Below are 1,837 nucleotides of genomic sequence, written 5' to 3' on the forward strand. Positions count from 1 at the left end.
GCGCGGCACTTGTGATGCCGACTAAATTACCGGGGGAGTCCATTTCATCACTGCAGCTGACATTTGACCCGCCACCTACTTTTGCTGCCGCAAAAGCAGGCGTCGCCTCAAACGCAGCTGAGCTCAGGCGTTAGCCGTCACTTGATAGATCGTGGGTAATCGAAAGGCCATTCCGAAGAAGCTGCGCTTTGAGGTGTTCAAGCGTGACTCCTTCACGTGCCAATACTGTGGTCGAAAAGCGCCCGACGTCTTGCTGCACATTGACCACATCGAGCCAGTATCGAAAGGTGGAACGGATGACCTGCTAAATCTCATCACGTCCTGCGTTGACTGCAACCTTGGAAAGTCCGACAGAAAGCTTGCGGATTCCGCTGTACTAGACAAGCAGCGGGAGCAATTGGAAGCGTTGCAGGAGCGAAAGGAACAGATCGAAATGATGTTCCAGTGGCAGAAGGCGCTGCTCAATCTAGACGACAGCGTTACAACGCAGCTGAGTGAATATTGGTCCGAGCTGGTTCCTGGCTTTAGCTTGAATGAAAGCGGAATCAAGGGCCTCAACTCCCTGAAAAGGCGATTTGAGGTTGGGGAGATCATGGCTGCAATGAAGGTGGCTACAGAACAATATCTAGAGTATGAGGATGAGGCCCCAACCCAAGATTCAGTTGAGCTTGCTTGGAAGCGCGTTGGTGGAATATGCGCGACCAAACGACAGGAGAAGAACAACCCAGCAATGTCCCGCGTCTACTACATTCGCGGAATTCTCCGAAATCGACTCAGCTACTGTAACGAAGGTATGGCGTTACAACTTCTAAGGCAGGCTGTCGAAGCTGGCGCCTCCATTGATTCTCTTGAGACACACGCGAAAGAAGTTCGAAATTGGACGCAGTGGCGATCCGCGATCGAAGACTTTTTGGAGCAGGAAGAGCTCGGGACCGATGAGTATGGCGAAGGTGACGGCTAACAATGCGCTCCAGTCGGACACTTGCGAGCAGGCTACGTTTGGCTACGCCAATCCTCGCCCGCTCGCAAGTGCCGCTGAGCTAGGGTGTTAGAACTCATGGGTAATTCAGCGCCAGAGCGAGACGGTGAAGGGGGGGACCTTACACGCCACATCGACGAAATCTACGCCGCGTTCGCGAGATACGAAGAAGGAATAGTAGTTCCGCTGTTCGAGAAACCCACGCTCAAACACCCCCAGTCTTGGAGCATTCTCAGTCGCTATGTACTCGCGCCACTGCTTGTGTTTGGCCTTTACGCCGTCGTTGTTCTTTGGGTCGGTTGGCCGCTCGATTACATAAAAATGGCATTCCTGCTTCTGTTGCTGCTGTGGTACGTCTCACTGCCATCAGTGCAGCTTATGGAACTTTATGCAGATCGCAAAGAGCTTTACCAATTTCTCAAGAATTCCAATCAACTTGTCATAAGCGGCCTTCGTCAATCCGTTCCGGAAGATCTGAAGTTGATGCAGGCTCTCAAAAATCGACCGGTTGATGCACTGCAGCTAGCGCTAGACCGAATTTCAGCCCAACAGGGAACGATTGATAGGCGTGTAGGTGCGCTAGCTGGCGCACTCGATAAGATCGGAATCGTGCCTGGGTTGATAACACTAATTATTGCTGCGTCGTCAAAACAGAACGAGCAAGTAACCTTTTTCGTTGCGGTCGTAGCTTTCGTTGTGTACCTGTCGGCGTTCATCATACATTATTCACTTCCGAGGCTCGGTCTCTATACGAAGCTGCTCGAAAGTGAGATTGAAAGGTCGAAAAAATGAGTTCTAACAAAACGTATATGGACTCCCCCAGCAAGGCCTTGAGTTGAAGTCGTGACTAGACAGGGG

The 1,837-nt window shown here is 51.6% G+C and carries 2 protein-coding genes; both read left to right on the plus strand.

The window, feature by feature from the left end; genetic code table 11:
• The first annotated feature begins 151 nt into the window (after window positions 1-151).
• Window positions 152-961, plus strand: coding sequence for an HNH endonuclease (locus tag KI787_15665; GenBank protein ID MBV6631388.1), 810 nt, complete (start codon window positions 152-154; stop codon window positions 959-961).
• 96 nt (window positions 962-1,057) lie between these two features.
• The gene (locus tag KI787_15670) at window positions 1,058-1,771 is read left to right on the plus strand and encodes a hypothetical protein (GenBank protein MBV6631389.1); all 714 of its coding nucleotides are present in this window, start codon (window positions 1,058-1,060) and stop codon (window positions 1,769-1,771) included.
• Window positions 1,772-1,837: the final 66 nt, after the last annotated feature.

The organism is Oceanococcus sp. HetDA_MAG_MS8, assembly GCA_019192445.1.
Lineage (GTDB): Bacteria > Pseudomonadota > Gammaproteobacteria > Nevskiales > Oceanococcaceae > MS8.